The organism is Microvirga arabica (genome assembly GCF_016811235.1).
Taxonomy (GTDB): domain Bacteria; phylum Pseudomonadota; class Alphaproteobacteria; order Rhizobiales; family Beijerinckiaceae; genus Microvirga; species Microvirga arabica.
Window position 1 is genome coordinate 1 of the sequence record NZ_JAFBID010000051.1, and the last position, 15783, is coordinate 15783.

The 15783-nt window shown below is 59.1% G+C and carries 19 protein-coding genes and 2 pseudogenes; 13 read left to right on the plus strand and 8 right to left on the minus strand.

Translation table 11 applies throughout. The annotated features are described in order from the left end of the window. Positions 1-195, minus strand: a 195-nt coding sequence (locus tag JQC81_RS21235; protein ID WP_203273757.1) for a site-specific integrase, incomplete at its 3' end; no start/stop codon positions are given. Positions 196-386: 191 nt separating this feature from the next. Between JQC81_RS21235 and JQC81_RS21240 the strand changes: the two genes are divergently transcribed. Next, positions 387-1820, plus strand: a complete 1434-nt coding sequence (locus tag JQC81_RS21240) for a DUF6880 family protein (RefSeq protein WP_203273758.1) — start codon at positions 387-389, stop codon at positions 1818-1820. Between the two features lie 117 nt (positions 1821-1937). Here JQC81_RS21240 and JQC81_RS21245 read toward each other — a convergent pair whose 3' ends face one another. Then, positions 1938-2231 carry a hypothetical protein gene (locus JQC81_RS21245; RefSeq protein ID WP_203273759.1) on the minus strand — a complete coding sequence of 98 codons (294 nt, stop codon included), beginning with the start codon at positions 2229-2231 and terminating at the stop codon, positions 1938-1940. Positions 2232-2533: 302 nt separating this feature from the next. On the opposite strand from JQC81_RS21245, the gene JQC81_RS21250 reads away from it, so the two are divergent. Further along, complete coding sequence (locus tag JQC81_RS21250; RefSeq protein WP_203273760.1) at positions 2534-3037, plus strand: Ros/MucR family transcriptional regulator; 504 nt, start codon at positions 2534-2536, stop codon at positions 3035-3037. A gap of 65 nt (positions 3038-3102) precedes the next feature. On the opposite strand, the gene JQC81_RS21255 is transcribed toward JQC81_RS21250, so the two are convergent. Both JQC81_RS21255 and JQC81_RS21260 read right to left on the minus strand, forming a co-directional pair. Further along, positions 3103-3291 carry a YodC family protein gene (locus tag JQC81_RS21255; RefSeq protein WP_203273761.1) on the minus strand — a complete coding sequence of 63 codons (189 nt, stop codon included), beginning with the start codon at positions 3289-3291 and terminating at the stop codon, positions 3103-3105. A gap of 105 nt (positions 3292-3396) precedes the next feature. After that, entirely contained in the window at positions 3397-3777 is a 381-nt protein-coding gene (locus JQC81_RS21260; RefSeq protein ID WP_203273762.1) for a hypothetical protein, read from the minus strand. 131 nt (positions 3778-3908) lie between these two features. Here JQC81_RS21260 and JQC81_RS21265 point away from each other — a divergent pair, with 131 nt between their 5' ends. From JQC81_RS21265 to JQC81_RS21290, 6 genes and pseudogenes are all read left to right on the plus strand, one after another. Next, positions 3909-4289 carry an antitoxin Xre/MbcA/ParS toxin-binding domain-containing protein gene (locus JQC81_RS21265; protein ID WP_203273763.1) on the plus strand — a complete coding sequence of 127 codons (381 nt, stop codon included), beginning with the start codon at positions 3909-3911 and terminating at the stop codon, positions 4287-4289. 89 nt (positions 4290-4378) lie between these two features. Then, positions 4379-5545, plus strand: coding sequence for an ATP-binding protein (locus JQC81_RS21270; protein ID WP_203273764.1), 1167 nt, complete (start codon positions 4379-4381; stop codon positions 5543-5545). 13 nt (positions 5546-5558) lie between these two features. Further along, positions 5559-6278 carry a DUF1016 domain-containing protein gene (locus JQC81_RS21275; protein WP_203273765.1) on the plus strand — a complete coding sequence of 240 codons (720 nt, stop codon included), beginning with the start codon at positions 5559-5561 and terminating at the stop codon, positions 6276-6278. Between the two features lie 136 nt (positions 6279-6414). After that, positions 6415-6594 (plus strand): annotated as a pseudogene (locus JQC81_RS21280) (MbcA/ParS/Xre antitoxin family protein); the annotation flags it as partial. Next, complete coding sequence (locus tag JQC81_RS34420; protein ID WP_203273766.1) at positions 6591-6893, plus strand: DUF433 domain-containing protein; 303 nt, start codon at positions 6591-6593, stop codon at positions 6891-6893. The pseudogene JQC81_RS21280 and the gene JQC81_RS34420, both read left to right, overlap by 4 nt. Next, the gene (locus JQC81_RS21290) at positions 6890-7108 is read left to right on the plus strand and encodes a hypothetical protein (protein ID WP_203273767.1); all 219 of its coding nucleotides are present in this window, start codon (positions 6890-6892) and stop codon (positions 7106-7108) included. The genes JQC81_RS34420 and JQC81_RS21290 overlap by 4 nt, the downstream gene beginning before the upstream one ends. A gap of 159 nt (positions 7109-7267) precedes the next feature. On the opposite strand, the gene JQC81_RS21295 is transcribed toward JQC81_RS21290, so the two are convergent. Then, complete coding sequence (locus tag JQC81_RS21295) at positions 7268-7489, minus strand: hypothetical protein (RefSeq protein ID WP_203273768.1); 222 nt, start codon at positions 7487-7489, stop codon at positions 7268-7270. Positions 7490-7691: 202 nt separating this feature from the next. Further along, on the minus strand, positions 7692-9134 hold the full coding sequence (locus JQC81_RS21300; protein ID WP_203273769.1) for a patatin-like phospholipase family protein: 1443 nt from the start codon (positions 9132-9134) through the stop codon (positions 7692-7694). 236 nt (positions 9135-9370) lie between these two features. Here JQC81_RS21300 and JQC81_RS21305 point away from each other — a divergent pair, with 236 nt between their 5' ends. After that, the gene (locus JQC81_RS21305; RefSeq protein ID WP_203273770.1) at positions 9371-10555 is read left to right on the plus strand and encodes a hypothetical protein; all 1185 of its coding nucleotides are present in this window, start codon (positions 9371-9373) and stop codon (positions 10553-10555) included. 163 nt (positions 10556-10718) lie between these two features. On the opposite strand, the gene JQC81_RS21310 is transcribed toward JQC81_RS21305, so the two are convergent. Next, positions 10719-11363, minus strand: coding sequence for a metallophosphoesterase (locus tag JQC81_RS21310; RefSeq protein WP_203273771.1), 645 nt, complete (start codon positions 11361-11363; stop codon positions 10719-10721). Between the two features lie 190 nt (positions 11364-11553). Between JQC81_RS21310 and JQC81_RS21315 the strand changes: the two genes are divergently transcribed. Together JQC81_RS21315 and JQC81_RS21320 are read left to right on the plus strand one after the other, a co-directional pair. Continuing rightward, a complete protein-coding gene (locus JQC81_RS21315; protein ID WP_203273772.1) occupies positions 11554-11811 on the plus strand; it encodes a hypothetical protein in 258 nt (85 codons plus the stop codon). Positions 11812-11870: 59 nt separating this feature from the next. Continuing rightward, the gene (locus tag JQC81_RS21320; RefSeq protein WP_203273773.1) at positions 11871-12173 is read left to right on the plus strand and encodes a hypothetical protein; all 303 of its coding nucleotides are present in this window, start codon (positions 11871-11873) and stop codon (positions 12171-12173) included. 149 nt (positions 12174-12322) lie between these two features. Here the strand turns inward: JQC81_RS21320 and JQC81_RS21325 are convergent. Continuing rightward, positions 12323-13014: pseudogene (locus JQC81_RS21325) on the minus strand (IS6 family transposase). A 765-nt stretch (positions 13015-13779) separates the two neighbouring features. On the opposite strand from JQC81_RS21325, the gene cml reads away from it, so the two are divergent. Together cml and JQC81_RS21335 are read left to right on the plus strand one after the other, a co-directional pair. Continuing rightward, positions 13780-14979, plus strand: coding sequence for a CmlA/FloR family chloramphenicol efflux MFS transporter (gene cml, locus JQC81_RS21330; protein ID WP_203273774.1), 1200 nt, complete (start codon positions 13780-13782; stop codon positions 14977-14979). A 401-nt stretch (positions 14980-15380) separates the two neighbouring features. Continuing rightward, positions 15381-15710, plus strand: a complete 330-nt coding sequence (locus JQC81_RS21335; RefSeq protein WP_203273775.1) for a cupin domain-containing protein — start codon at positions 15381-15383, stop codon at positions 15708-15710. Positions 15711-15783 lie beyond the last annotated feature (73 nt).

The following is a 15783-nucleotide window of genomic DNA, read 5'->3' on the forward strand; positions in this document are numbered from 1 at the left end:
GCGTTGATCGAGACCGGCGATGTAGTCACGGACCTGCTCAAGCCCAACATCGTCCAATCCGAGGCTTTTCTCGCTCAGCCAGGTGAGATAGCAATTGAGATCATCGGTGTAGGTGTTGATGGTACCGGCTGCGGCACCCAGCTCTGTGGCGAGTGCATCGAGCCACAGCTGCGCCAGGCGCTGATTGGTTCGCATGCGATCCTCTTGGTTGGGAGGAGCATGGCACGGCACTGGTTACAGACTTCTTGTCAAAACGTATCTTATGCGAAATGTTATAATAGCCTGATAACGGCCACTCGGGCCCCCTTCTCCGGATTAAACCACCACTGATTGATCATGATCCGTCTGACCCATACATGAGAGCCCTGAACGCACCTGGATGCGACATGGCCTCACGCAAGACACTGAACGCAAAGAACCTCGAGGCACTTGGAGCCGAGCGCTTAGCTGAGCTGTTGATCGAGATCAGCCGGGGCAATGCAGCAGCCCAGCGCCGCCTACGCTTGGAACTGGCCGGCGCCGCCAGCCCTGCCGATATGGCGCAGGAGATCCGCAAGCGCCTCACCTCCATTGCCCGCTCCCGGTCCTTCGTCGATTGGCACCAGCGCAAGGCTCTTGTCGCGGATCTCGAGACCCAGAGACAGGCCATTGCTCAGGTCGCCAAAGTCGATGCAGGTGAAGCACTGGACCTTCTCTGGCGCTTCATGGCGCTGGCCAATTCGATCTTCAACCGCTGTGATGACAGCAGTGGCAGCGTGATCGCAGTTTTTCGTGTTGGCTGCCGTGATCTTGGTGACATTGCCATAGCGGCGAATGCGGCCCCTATCGTGCTAGCTGAGCAGGCTTACCGTGCTTTGATTGAGAACGAGTATGGACAGTACGACGGCCTGATTAAGGCCCTGACCCCGGTCCTCGGCGCGACAGGCCTCGACCACCTCAAGCAACTCATTCTCAACCTGTCACAGGAGCCGCGGCAGAAGCCTCGTGCTGAAGACCGGAAGGTCGTCGGCTGGGGTACGGGTGGTCCTTTGTACGCCGATGACTTGGCTGAACGGCATCGCAGCAGCATTGTTCGACTAGCACTGGAAGCGATTGCGGATGCGCAGGGCGATGTGGACGCCTTTATTGCACAGCAAAGTGAGAAGGCACGAGGCGTTCCCAGTGTTGCTGTGGAGATCGCGCAACGGCTCTTGGCTGCAGGCCGCATGGAAGAAGCGTGGGCCGCCATCAACGCCGTCGATCAGGACAGACCTGGCTGGATTCCCGTTGAATGGGAGCAGACGCGGCTTGCGGTTCTTGAGGCCCTCGGGCGCGCCGATGAGGCGCAGGCGTTCCGATGGGCCTGCTTTGAGCGCTCGCTCAACCCGGAGCACCTGCGCACCTATCTCAAGCGCCTGCCCGATTTTGAGGATCTTGAGGCTGAGGAGCGGGCCATCGCTCATGCCCTGAGCCACCCGAGCATGCACCATGCCTTAGGTTTTCTGGTGACTTGGCCGGCGCTGGACCAAGCCGCGCATCTGGTGCTTGCCCGTGCGGACGAACTCAACGGTGACTTCTACGAAATCCTGGCGCCGGCCGCGGCTGCACTGGAGGCAAAACATCCTCTTGCCGCCACCATTCTCCGCCGGGCTTTGATTGACTTTGCCTTGGAGCGGAACCGGACCAAGCGGTACCAGCACGCTGCTCGTCACCTTGAGGAGTGCGAGAACCTTGCTGACCGGATTGAGGATTTCGGCAGGTTCGAGGCTCATGACGCCTACGTGAGGCGCCTCAAAGCTCACCATGGCCGCAAAAGCTCTTTCTGGAGCTTGGTTGTGTGAAAGGGTGCGAAATCAGTGTCTGAAGTAACTGTGCCGGGTCGATGCTTGACGCAGAAACACAGCTTTGCTCAGGTCTTCAACGAAGTTTGCGATAAAGAATAGCGCATGAGCCCATCGTCACACTGGACCCTCTTCATCGCCCGTCCCGGACGAGATCGACAGCACGTCATTCGGGATCCCAGAGGCGAGCCCCGGATCATCTTCGGCGAGGATGATGGCACGAGGATCAACGATCGTCTGGCCAAGTATGTTGTCGAGAGCCTCAATGCAGGTCTTGAGGTAGAAGACCCTAATCCGGATGAGGGCTGGTTCCTGGACAGCCCGGGAGACAGTGACGAGCAGGATTCGGCCATTCTCATTTGTGACCCTGATTTCGAGATCCGGCTCGAGATCCTCGACACAGGCAGCCATGAAAATGACCAGGCGCTGGGCCGAAAGATTGTGGCTCTGATCAATACCTACTTCATCCAGAACGAAGCTTCACATCCAAGCGCTTCCTCTGCCAGTTTCCCAACAAAAAGGCAGCAACCCAGATCCAAACGTTGACCGGTGGAGCAGATGGACCACTGCGCCAGGCAATCATAGCTTGGCATAGAGCGTCCTCTCGGCAAAATCCCTCGGCTGGTTTGCTCCCGCACCTGCCCGGGCGGCTTGACGCCGCAATGTAATCGGCTAACTGATCGCGCATTACCTTACCGAGTATTGGATGAGTTATGGATCAGCCCGAACAGCCGCTAGATTTCGCCAGCATCACCGCCGACATCGTTTCGTCTTACGTTGCGAACAACTCGGTTCATCGGGGCGATTTGCCTAACGTGATTGCATCCGTGCACGCTGCCCTGCAAGGTCTCGCTGCTCCGAAGCAGGCAGAACCTGAGAAGCCAGAGCCACGCATTTCGATCAAGAAGTCTATCACGCCCGACTTCCTGATCAGTCTCGAGGACGGCAAGCAGTACAAGACACTCAAGCGCCACCTCGGCAAGCTCGGGCTGACAGCCGAGGAGTACCGTGCAAAGTGGGGTCTCCCGGCCGATTACCCGATGGTTGCACCCAGCTATGCTGCCAAGCGATCCGAGCTCGCCAGGAGCAGCGGCCTCGGCCAGATGCGGAGGAAGAATGCCGCGAAAGCAGCCTCCCCGGATGAGAAAGTCGCGGCACCGGCTGAGGCGGCAAAGCCGAAGCGCCGTACACCTTCGAAGAAAGCGGCTGGCAAGTAAGCACGCTCTCAGGCCAAGGCTTGGTCACTCCTGGCGCTATCGGAGATGAGGGTCGTGAATTGTCCCTAAGCAGGAACGGTAGGCGTCTGAGTCTGAAACTCCTTTGCGATGATGTGCAACGGAAATATGCCTTCTTTGACTGCAGCTCCTTCAAACCATCTGCAGGTGATCTCGCAGCCATCGACCTCAACAACGGTCATTCGATGAGAGGGATAAGCAATCAGATGCACGATATCGCCAACGCTAAACTGCATGGTTCGCTCCTGCTCTCCATCACGAGAGTGTAGCCAGCCGATGGACAGCCGGTAAGACACCGGCTCATTCCCCTATATCGCCTGGGACAACTCAGGCTGGGTCTCCTATTCGACAGCAATGGCTTTGAGGGCACGCCTGACAGCAACGCGAGCCGCCTCAACGTGCCCTCCGGCCAAGAGTTCGTCGACAATCCTAAGCGCCATCACCGCATCAGGCCGCTGTACAGGGTCTGAAGCCGATACCATGGTACCGCGCGTTGTTGATGCTCCAGCGAGATCATCGCTTTGGCCCGCAAGATAGGCCGGGCTGCACTTGAGCACGGAAGCAAGGCTCGCCAAGGCATCTTCTCCTGGATGCTGCGAACGACCCGTAATGATGTCCTGGATGAACCCCGCCTCAAAGCCTGCTTCCAGGGAGGCCCTGCGCCACGAGATCTTGAGAGCGCTTACCCGTTCTCCAATGCGCTCTTTCAGGATCGCGTTCACGCTTGGCTCCTTGAGGTGACAACGCTGCCAAAAGCCAAAAGGCGAGGAGGCGGTACATCCGCGCACTCCCCGCCTGCCTTGCAGCTCCGGCTATCTTCCGCCCGGGATGGTTAATAAGATAATAACGAACGTTGCTGCTGACCACACCGATCAAATCGGATTATTCTGGTTTCCAGCTGACGGACAGAGGCGCGCCCTTCATGACGCAGATAACTGACGATGGAGACCAAGCGTTCACCCCCTACACGGCGGAGAAGGTCAATCCCATGGTCGACCAGGCGATCGCCCATCTCGAAGAAAAGATTAAGCAACTCATGTCACTCAAAGGAGCCGGGCCGGAGATCGCCACCGTGATTGGGAGAACCCACGAGGTCTTCGGTAATCTGGGCGTGCTATGGCTGGTACGGCCTAACCAGGTGCTGCAGGCTACTCCTTTGGACCTAATCTCCCAAGGCAAGATCGATCCAGTCCTCCGGCTCCTTATTCAGATTGAACATGGAATATACCCATGAGGGCAGAAACAGCTACCAGATGCTAGACACCGAAGCCTCGATAGCAGATTGACCTTGCATTTGTGGAGTTCTATTCCATAAATGCAAGGATGATCGAACGTCGAATTACCACCGAACTGGACGAATTGCTCGACAGCTATCCAGCTGTCGCCCTCCTGGGCCCGCGGCAGGTCGGCAAAACGACTCTGGCCCATAGCATCGGTGAGCAGCGTCCTTCGATCTATCTTGATCTGGAGGCCGATGCTGATCGCGCCAAGCTGTCAGAACCAGAGCTCTATCTGGCCGAACATGAAGACAAGCTTGTCATTCTGGATGAGGTCCAGCGGTTTCCCGGCCTGTTTCAGAACTTACGCGGTCTGATCGACCGCGGGCGCCGCAAGGGGCGAAGGGCGGGCCGCTTCCTGCTGCTCGGATCCGCGTCACTCGATCTCCTGAAGCAATCCGGCGAAAGCTTGGCCGGGCGGATCGCCTATCTCGAAATGCACCCGATCGATGGATTGGAGGTTCCGGCCCCTGACTTGAACAGGTTGTGGGTGCGTGGTGGCTTCCCGGACAGCTACTTGGCCACCAGTGATCGTATCAGCCAACGATGGCGACAGGACTTCATCCGAACCTACCTGGAACGCGACATCCCCCTGCTGGGGCCTCGTATTCCCGCCGAGACCTTGCGTCGCTTCTGGACCATGCTGGCGCACCACCAATCCGGGCTCCTCAATGCCGCCGAATTCGCCCGTGCACTGGGCGTGGACGGAAAGACCGTAGCCTCCTACCTCGATCTGTTGGTCGACCTGCTGCTCGTGCGGCGCTTGGAGCCATGGCATGCCAACGTGGGCAAACGCCTCGTGAGGTCCCCGCGCATCTATGTCCGAGACAGCGGCATCACCCATACCCTGCTCGGGCTTGCAACGCAGGATGATGTGCTGGGCCACCCTGTGGCCGGAGCTAGTTGGGAGGGATTTGTCATCGAATCCCTGATCGCCGCCGCTCCCTCCGACACGCAGGCAAACTTCTACCGAACGTCCGCAGGCGCGGAAATTGACTTACTCCTCACCTTGCCTGGTCGTCGCTCGTGGGCCATTGAGATCAAGCGTAGTCTGGCACCAAAGGTCGAGAAGGGTTTCCATCACGCCTGTGAGGACCTCAAACCTGAACGCCGCATCGTCGTCTATCCGGGAACCGAGTCTTTTCCTCTAAAGGATGACATTGAGGTGATGCCATTACCAGCCCTCGGCCAGGCACTGTTGACGGCGGAATAAACTAAATCCAGACATGTCGGAGCGGAAACTCGAGCGCAGCCTCCTGGACCATCTCCGTTCCCTCATTCTTGAACTGGGCAAAGGCTTTGCGTTCGTCGGCAGCCAATATCCGCTCGAGGTGGGTGGCCAGGACTACTACCTCGATCTGCTTTTCTATCATCTGCGCCTGCGCTGTTTTGTTGTTCTCGAGCTCAAGATCGAGGAGTTCAAGCCGGAGTTCGCCGGCAAGATGAACTTCTATCTCTCAGCCGTCGATGATCAGCTTCGCCACGAAACTGACGGACCGAGCATTGGGATCATCCTCTGCAAGGGAAAGAATGCGGTGGTGGTGGAGTATGCCTTGCGTGACTCCGCCAAACCAATGGGTGTCGCTGAGTATCGGCTCTCCCCCTCGCTTCCGAGTCAGCTTCAAGGGAACCTGCCGACTGCCGAGGAGTTGGCCCGCGAGCTCCCCCTGATGTCGGCTGCGAAGCTCCGGATTGAGATCGAGCGCGAGTTGCGCTTGCTGTTGCAAGCACGCGGCCGAAGCACGGGCAGTTTGGGGACCGGTCCCATGCTCCAGGAGGTGGAGCGGAATGGCATCGCCCTGGAAGGCGTGGGTGAGTTTGAAGTCGCATTGCAGGCGATGAACCAGGCCTCACACGGCCTCGATGTTGATCCAGACGCAGCAGAGCAAGCCATAGAGGTTGGCACGCGGCTCTTGGAGACACTGAAGCACTTGGACAGCCGTTGACCACCCAATGAGAATTTTACCCAGGGGACATACCGATCCCGATTCTATCGGCCATGGGGATGGTCTCGGCGTTGGCTTTGGCATATTCTGGCCGCTGTAAATCTCGGTTGGACGGCTCATGATGGATGATGCGACGCTCCGGATTCTCACGCTAGCTGAAGAAATAACCGGCAGCGAGCAGCGGGCTGCGACCTGGTTCAAGCATCAGCCGATTCCGGGCTGGGGTGGAAAGACAGCTTCTGACCTCGTCCATGAGGGTAAGGCAGACCAGGTCTTAGCCTATCTGGAGGCCGTACAATCCGGCGTCTATGCATGAATCAGAGAAGGCTTGCGAATCTGGCACGCGACCTTGTCACGACCGATCCCGAGATCCTGGGTGGCATCCCGGTTATCAAGGGCACACGCGTCCCAGTCTACGACTTGGCGGCATCGGTTCAGGAGGGAATCCCACGGGATCGCATTCTGGCGTCGTATCCGACCATCAACGAGCACCATCTGGACGCGGCTGTAGCTTTTGCAGAAGCTAATCCATTGCAGCGCCGGACCCGCAGGCTGTCACCGTGGCCAAGTGCAACTCTGGTGAAGTCCGGGCAGATGTCGCGGAGGAAGCGATGATCGCCGAGCCTCAGGATCTTGAGTACGGAGGACGTGAATGGTCCGAACAACTCAGGAGCGCGGTTCGAGAAGCTATCGCTGCAGCAGTCATCGAGCATCAAAAAGCAGGAAATCCTGTGTACTTCACGGACGGTGCGGGTTGCTTGTGTGTGATGATGCCCGACGGATATGAGCGCCGGCTGACCGATGTCGAGATCGAGGCTCTCACGCGATAGCCGTTTGCCAGGACCATCTACGTATCGAGGCAACCGAGGGCTTTGTTGCACGTCGGCCACAGCGAGTGCGAGGGGTCACGCTGTCAGCCATCAGCAGACTTCTTGTCAAAAGTCTCCTTATGCGAAATGTTATATTATAAAGATATCTGGGGGGCGCCCTTACCGCTTCAGAGCACTCGCCTTCAGCTTCGGATCCGTAATCCGGGCCAGATTGCGGTCATGCTCCTCAACAATCCGCTGAGCCTTGGCCGTGAGCGCCCGGCTGCTTGCAGCCGCTTTCGCCCGCACCCGTTCAACGAAGCTCGGGTCGAGCGTATTGCGCTGGCCAGTTGAGCCTGCGGATCTGGTGGCGGCTGCGCCACGAAGGATTTTCACGCCCATGAATAACCAAGCCTTGCTAACCGCTTAAGCGGCTCTTCAAATATGGTGTTAATTCCCTCAGAGAGCAAGTTGATGACGCTCTCCAGGTCCGGGGCCTCTGCGGCCAGGCGCTCCTCGCCCTCCACGACAACGATAAAGGCGGGCTCATCCTGCCCGGCCGTGAACACCGGAACGCACAGCGACCATGCGAGTTCCGGCCAGATCAGGCGGGGCGCTGGCGGTTCGCCGGACCTGGAAGGATTTCCGTACCCTCCGCATCGTAAAGCAACCCGGCCACCTGGACGATTTCTGTAAAGATGGGCTCTCGTCCCAACCAGGTTCGGCCAGTAAGCGAGCCTTCCATCGGTACGAGCATCGCCTCATCGGTATGCTCCTTGTAGCCGATCCCATGCCGGAGCCTGAGGGAGCGGTACAACCCGGCCTCTTTGATGGCGAGAGCGATCCGTATACGGCCCGTCAAAGTACCCGAGACGAAGATGCTTCGCTGCTCTTCCAGTACGGCACGGGTGAGTTCATACACATCCCGGGTGGCCTCTCGCAGAACACCTGGCCCCTCCAGAAGCCGCTGCACAATGCGGGCTCGGGCATAATTGGTAGCCTCCGCGACTGCCCTTAGCGCGGCATCCGCTCCGATATCGAAGTCCAACACCTTCAGCTGGGTTTCCATCGGGACCACTTCGAGCCGGCCGACCGCCCGTTTGTTCAAAACGGAGGAACCGAAGATCGCCGTTTTCACGGCAGCTCCAAGCCATCCTGTCGGGGAAACCGGAGCGTTCGAGGTGGTATCGATGATTTCGACGGCTATCGTCAACGCGTCGGGATCGAGCGCACGCTCCTCGTCGAAGGGCCACGCTGGCAGATTGGACACGAGGCCACCGTCCAGAAACACCGACGATCCGAATTCGAAGGGGCGGAAGATCACAGGGAGGCAAATCGAGGCCGCCACAGCATCGGCAACCAGGGTATCGGGTGTTTGCTCGGGTGAGAACAGCCTGAGCTGACGTGCATTCAGGTCGGTGGCGACAATCTTCAGGGTTGGCCGGCCATCAACGCCGAAATCGGAGAAGAGAACATCCCGTCCCGGTTCAGTGGGAAAAAGGCGCTCCTGCAACAGCTTCCGCAAGGCGTCCCGAAAGATATGCACACTCGACAGACCACTGAGCAGCCAGAGGCCTCCGGTCACACCGACACTAATCCAAAAAGCCACTGCGAGTGCGACAGCCCATCGGCCGTAATCATGGGCGACACACAAAGAGCCAAACAGGGCGAGAAGCAGCAAGCCAACTGATGCAACCCGGCGGCGACCGGAGAAGGCTATTGCAGCAGAACGTAGAGCAGCAATCCGCGCCCATCCTCCCCGGCCGAAAATGTCGGTTGCCGCTCGGAATTTCGGACCAAGCAACGGCAGCAGTGTTGTGCCACGGACGGGATCAGCCATATCATCGGCATGCATTCCGGTCGCTCGCAAGGCTGCAATGATGGCGCCTGCTGAGGTTCCTGCGAGCCCGCAGATGTTGGCTCCATATTCCTTGTCAAGCGCCTTCAGTGCACCGATATGGACAAGGCCTTTTGCGCCTCCCCCTTCGAATGCGACGAACACGCGATCAACAGTCCTGTCCTCGGCAGGCTCGTCCTCCTGGATCATCAATCTATCGCCTTGCCTCGGGACACGCTGCTTCAATAGGTTTGGACGGCCTGTAGCTAGCAGGACTCGGTAAAAACATCACTTCAAACAAACAGTCGCTTCCGCTTGGAAAATCTCCGGCGAGGTATTATGTGCTCCTGCATTCTCTCAGTCGCTTTCCTGTCAGAGGTTGACACCCGGGCGTGAGACCCATTCTCCGCCGGAAAGCTCGTTACGATTAGCATAGGACAAGACACATGCCCGGCATCGCACGTCAGTTCGAGCCGCAGATCACCCGTACCGGTGGCGCCCCGTCCAAGTACCGTTTCACCGCCCGGTGTTCCGGGTGCCCCAAGACAGACACCTACGAGGCCAGCAAGCCTGCTGGTGATGAGTTCGTCAAAGGCTACTTCAAGGAGCGCGGCTGGCTTCTCGGCCGCGACCGGGCCTATGATCTGTGTCCGTCCTGCCTGGCAAAACCCCGAGCGGTTCAGCAGCCTCGGCTGTCCAATGACGCAGGCTCCCAAAGGTCGCCAGAGGCGGCCAAGCCTTCAGGTGGCGTGAGCGCCCCAGCGGACAAGCGATCCCGGGACACCGCTGACATCCTGGCCCGCCACCTGGGCAAGCCTGAAGCGCTCGCTGCCGAGGTCTTCCGTCCCAAGCCCGTGCAGTCCCCTCGCTCCTCCGCTCCGGAGGCGCCCCCGCAGACCGGATCAGCCCCTGCCCTGTCACGCGAGGTGGAACAGGCCTTGACGGGAATGGCCGCAGAACTGAAGGACCTTCGCTCGACCATGGAACTCATGGCGGAGCAGATGGGCAAGCTGGTGGCTCTCGGCGGTCAGCAGCTGGAGGCCATCGCGCGGCTCACACCCCTGATGGTTCAATCGGCTGACGGGATCTCCGGCGGCCTTCGGGATGTTGTCAGCGCGATCCAGTCCATCCCGAGCGCCTCCCCTCCTGAGCGAGAGCCCTCCAAGGCAGAAGAGCCGCTTACGCCAGAGGCTGAACCGGTCGAACAGCAGGATCCAGAGCTCAGCTCAGAGCCAGAACCTCGGAAGGCGTCCAAGGCGAAAGCGCGCTCGAGAGCGGGTCAGCGTTCGACGGAGACTAAGGACCAAGTTCGTCAGACTGGCTCCGGACCCCTTGTGATCAAGTCGATCCCCGACGCGAAGCGTTCGGACCGGTTCTACACCTCCATCCGCCTGCCGCGGGATCTGTGGGACCAGGCTGGCTTCGGCCCGAACGACCGTCTGCTGCTGGACTGGAGCGGCAAGGCGCTCACGATTGAGCGTGTGGCTGAGGGGGGCGTAAAGCCTAAGGCGGTTGGGAGCACCTGTGTTGTCCTCCAATCTTGGAAGCTCGGAAACCTCAATCTTGACCAGCCGAAGGTCACCAGCGCTGACGGATCGCTGCGCCTGACAGGAGGACGTCGACAGACGTGAGGCTGATCGTCGAACAATGTGCGGGCGCGCGAGCCTCAGACCACAGCTTCCCGAGGCCCATTGGTTCGGCTTGCCTCAAGTCGGGATCTCGACCACCTTGATCCCGACCCGTCGCCGGGCCCGGGTCATCGGGTAGCCCAGAGGGTTGCAGACAACCCGCATCTCATGATCGCCGGTCGGCAGCAGATAGTCGAACGTGACCATGGATCCAGAGCCGGGTCTTGGGAAAGCGCTCCGGATCGAGGTTGTTCACGAAGAATGCGTTCTGAGCATCCTCCTGGAAGTCAGGGTGGATCGATCCAGGAAAGGGAGCGTGATGCGAGACAATCACGTCGGCCTTGGCCTGCTCGAGAAACGTGAGCTGCGCCAGGTGCAGGTCGTTCCACCTGCCGACGGTCACGCCCTGGATCTTAACGAGGGCCGGGAAGCGGGCAGCCTCACGCCGCCCGACATCATCCAGAAAGGTCCAGAGCGTTGCCACGGCGAACCGGATCCCGCCCATCGTGACCAGATCACCCAGGTCCTTCGGGAATGAGCCGCCGTAGTAATCGTGGTTTCCGTTGACGTGGATGATGGGCAAGCCGAGTTCATCCTCAATTCTTTCCAGCACCTGAATGCGGATCTCAGGATCGGGATGCATATCGCCAGCGATCACCATGACATCGGCATCGAGCTCACGAGGGAGCGAGAGGCTGCCATGGACCTGGAACATCCCAGGCGGGGTCCCGAGCAGCGGCGGGTCATTGCGCTCATCAAGGTGAAGATCGGAGATCAACGCAATCCTGATCAATGGTGATTCTTGACTCATCTGTGCTCCTTTAACATCGGCACAGTTCTGTGCGGCCCCCCTCCAGGCCGGCAGCCGGCTTCCTGTAACATTTTGCTTATGCGAACACCTATGGGTCGTTCGGTCATGTCAAAAACTTGGTCGACTTGCCCCTAGGTGCGCTTGGCGCTGGAAGCCGATTGTCGGACGGCTGCAGATCGAGCCTGAGAGCTTGGGCAACTTCACGCATGAGATGATCTACGCGCTCGTCTACAGCCCGCACGGCAAGGCGCTCGGGGTGTTCTGGCATCTGCTGATAGCCCGCCACCGCCGACGAACCTGGTACGCCTGCAACCCGCGGGGCCTCACAATTATGCTTGAGAACACAATCAAGCAGCGCCGCCTGAGATTGGCGCGCCAGCTTCGGGCATTGGGAGGGCGACCTGATCCGAAAGCTAGTGCCTCCTTTCTGATGGCGTTAGCTCAGTGATAAGCTTATTAGGGGTAAGGACCTTGTTGTATAACCTGAAATCAACATCGAGTTACGAAATGACCTTGAAAAAAGAACAAGATTCCGACTTGACAGAATTTGCCCAAGTTCCGTTCCCGTTGCCGGAAGGCTGGGAGGCTCCGCCACCGCCACCTCCACCGAAGTATTTCCTTCTCAACAACCGGATCATCAACGGCGAGAAAATCGCGTCGGCTGGTGAGAAGGTCTTTATCTCGCCGCATTACGACTACGGGTTGGCGCGCGAAGACACGCAAGCCACTGGGGTCGAGCATGTGAGCGTCACCCAGTCATCCGATGGCAGCGGCCCGACGTTCACGGTGCCGTGGGATGACCTAGGCTAAACCAGATAGACGCCGGCAGCGCCGGCGCCATTCTCAAGCCTGCTTGATCTCGTGCCCGAGAAACGGCGCCTCGCCGGTCCAGGGGCGAGTTGTCTGGCTCCGTTGCATTAACTTGAAACGGCACGACGGACCCAGCCGGAATGGATTGCTCAGGCGGCAAGACCGAAGAGCTGGTTCACCAGGCGGATTTGGCCTGTCACACCGGGCTGAGGCAGGCCGCAGTGACCACGACGGATCATGCGCATGACCTCAAACCCTCTCAGGGTCGCGGAGGCTGTCTTCATCCTCTGGAACCCACGGGCTGGGCGGATCACGCGCTTGAGGGCGCCATGATCTGCCCCGATGACATTGTTCAGATATCTCGAGGTCCGGTGCTCGACATTTTCCGACAGCAGCCCTTCGCTTTGTAAGCGTCGGATGTCCTTCGGATACGAGGCTAGTCTGTCGGTCGTGATCGAGGATAATTGCCCATCATGTTGAGGGCTTTGCGCAAGGAGCGATAAGCGGCTCGGGAATTGCGGCGATCCGACAGTATGAAGTCGATCAACTGCCCGTGCTTGTCGACCGCTCTGAACAGATACTTCCAGCGCCCGCTAACCCGCACGTATGTCTCGTCCACACGCTACGATCCGGAACGGACTCCCTGATATTAGCGGACCCGCTTCTCGATCTCTGGCGCAGAGTGCTGGACCCAGCGAAAGATCGTAGACGGGTCGACCTCGACACCACGCTCCTGCATCATCTCGGCCAGATCGCGATAGCTGATGCTGTACTTGCAGTACCAGCGCACGCATAACAGGATGATCTCGGCTGGAAAGCGATGGCGCTTAAACAGAGACAACAGGATGGCACCTCAATTAGCCATCCCTCGCTACACTGCCAAGGTTAACGCGACAGTGCTCCTAGCCGAGCCTTATGGTTTTGGCTTAGCGCCCTAATCCGTCACCGATGTGGTGAGCCCCCTCCCCGTTCCTGCAGTCATCTGAACGGGAAATTCGAACCAGGTTCCCTACCCGGCCGATTGAGCATTCGTTAGGTACCGCCATTCCGGCTCTTCATGGGCGACGTGGTGGAACCCTGCCGCGAGTTAATCCAGCAGAACGCACTCGCGGGCGTTGTCCGGTTAATGGACAGTTGTTGTCCTGTCTGAGTACCTATAAGGTTGACTCAATTGCGGAAAAGATAGACTCATCTTGCACGGAAGTCTGACTCAAACCTTCCCAGCGGCGTTGCAGAGTTTGAACGGAAGCAGATGATCTGAATCTGAGTCAGACATTAAGTTTTCTGAACACGGGTGTAATACACCAGCATACAGCTTCGCGATGGCGCGTATATTGATGCCGATAACAGCCACTTAACCCGACGATGTCCCCATTCGTCTGGAATATCTGGATAGGATTGTCTGCTCCAGACCAACATGGTAATTAACGGGCCGTCTTCTCACCTCGTATAGCTTTGGAGCCGTGGCATGGGAGCCCAGCCCTCGTCAGACAAGTAAGCCGCAACAACGCTTTCCTTGTTGTTGCGGCGTCTGTCGAACCGATCCCAGCCCATGCTGACAGGCAGATCGCCGCCGAATGATTCTCATTTGAGCGGATGCCTTACTATGTCTTCAAAGCCCTCCCTGTGGGCCTACTCGTTGCCGACAGCGCTCCTGCAGATGGTGCCCTTTGACATCCTCGCCTCCCTGGCGATGGATATCTACCTTCCCATCGTTCCCGCCATGCCGGGCATTCTCGGCACAAGTCCGGCCACCGTCCAGCTCACGCTGAGCCTCTATATGGTGATGCTCGGCCTCGGCCAGATCATCTTCGGACCGCTCTCCGACCGCGTCGGGCGGCGGCCCGTTCTGATCGGAGGCGCGATCCTGTTTGCGGCGGCATCATTCTGCCTAGCTGCATCCTCGACCGCCGTTCCCTTTGTTGCCCTTCGCTTCCTGCAGGCGGTGGGGGCCTCAGCAGTCATGGTGGCCACCTTTGCGACCGTCCGCGACGTCTATGCCCATCGTCCGGAAAGTGTGGTCATCTACAGCCTGTTCAGTTCCATGCTGTCCTTCGTGCCTGCGTTAGGACCAATTGCCGGGGCGCTGCTCGCGGACAGGTTCGGCTGGCGTTCGATCTTCGTCACGCTGGGTGTTCTTGCCGTTCTCGCGGGCATGCACGCGCTGTCGCGATGGCACGAAACTCGGCCGAGGACAACCGTCATGTCACGGCGCTCGGTCCTGCCGATCCTCCGCAGCCTTGCGTTCTGGACCTACACGCTCGGGTTCAGTGCCGCTATGGGGACATTCTTCGTGTTCTTCTCGACTGCCCCTCGTGTCCTCATCGACAGGGCTGGATACTCCGAGCTGGGGTTCAGCTTTGTCTTTGCCACGGCAGCGGTCGTGATGATCATCACGACGCGCTTCACCAAGCGTTTCGTTAGCCGGTGGAGGAACGCCGGCAGTCTCTCGAGAGGCATGGGGATGCTGCTCCTGGGCGCAGTGCTCCTAAGCCTGGGGGAGGTGTTCGGGCCCCCATCCTTTTGGACGTTCATCGTCCCCATGTGGGTCATGGCGATCGGCATTATCTTCACCGGGTCGGTGACGGCGAACGGCGCGCTTGAAAAGTTCGGAGACATCGCCGGGTCGGCGGTGGCGCTTCATTTCTGCGTGCAGAGCCTCATCGTGAGCATCGGCGGAACTGTGGCCGTGGTTTGGTTGCAAGGTGACACGGCATGGCCGCTTGCGACCTTCTCTTCGGTTATGGCCATCATCGTCCTGATCGCATTGGGGTCGTTGCGGCATCGAAGCCGTTTGCAAACCTAACAAGATCGGGAGCCGAGCGTCGGTCATGCCGCTCTGCCCGGCTCCCGCGAGACCCAGACGGGGAGCAATATAATCGATGGCGAAGCTAGATCGGCTGACACCTGCCTAGGTCGGTCCGCGCAACGCAGCCCGGCCGATGCTCAAACCTCTCACCACTGGCGCTTTCTGTCGAAGACGGGGAGAGGTCGGTTAACGATCGTAGAATGTACAAGCGCATGTCACGAATGGCCGGCACGCTTCGTCCTTGCCCACGATAACACAAAGGACGGTCGATCATGGTCAGCTCCCAATCTCCAGGGCCGCGGCGCATGTTGTCACTCCCTGTCTTCTTACTTTCCGTTCTCGTCTCTCTGTCCACCTCCTCCTCGGGAGGTAGTCACGAGAGCCGGCCTGCAAAACCGGTGGGTGCCAGTGATGCCGTCAGAGTCGAGCCGCAACTCCAGGCCCTAATTGAGGGCTCGAAGTCACTATCGATCGTCCACGCTGTCGTTGCGCCCGGCAGGACGGAGCCCAGGCATCGGCATCCCGGACTGGAGATCATCTATGTCCTGGCGGGCTCGGGGCAGATCGACATCGACGGCAAGGCATCGGACCTAGGCAGGGGAACGATCGTACAGGTGCCGGCAGGAGCCACCAAGGCCATGACTAACAGGAGCCGCACGGATGCCCTCGAGGTGCTTGCCATACTGGTCCTCGAACCCGGTGCTCCACCGGTATCCATGATCGATTGACTGAGGCCGGACTTGCCAGGGAGCAACTCCGCCGTTCGCCATGCCTCAATACGTGGCGATTGCAATACCGAGT